General features: G+C 52.9%; 1 protein-coding gene. It reads right to left on the bottom strand.

Translation table 11 applies throughout. From position 1 onward, the window contains the following. Positions 1–61: 61 nt before the first annotated feature. Positions 62–255, bottom strand: a 194-nt coding sequence (locus ACO0K2_RS19780; protein WP_423019381.1) for an ExbD/TolR family protein, incomplete at its 5' end; no start/stop codon positions are given.

Here is a 255-nt window from a genome sequence, read left to right as displayed (position 1 = left end):
TCATCACTTCCGGATCGGCTGAAGAGCTGCCGGAACCTATTTGCATTCCCATAATCTTCCTTTAGTTGCGTGGTGGTGGTTCGATCACGAAGCCCACTTTTGCAATCCCTGCGCGTTGGGCATTGAGGATCGTTTTACCAACGAACTCGTAGCGGACGTTTTGGTCACCGCGGATGTTGACTTCCGGTTGCGGTACCTTCACGGCTTCTACTTTGAGCTTCTCAAACAGATCTTCTGTCCCGCCTGGCAGCGGAC

It is taken from the genome of Undibacterium sp. MH2W (assembly GCF_049340215.1).
GTDB lineage: Bacteria > Pseudomonadota > Gammaproteobacteria > Burkholderiales > Burkholderiaceae_D > Undibacterium.
The sequence above is the reverse complement of the archived record's forward strand: the minus strand, read 5'-3'. Positions and strand labels throughout refer to the sequence as shown.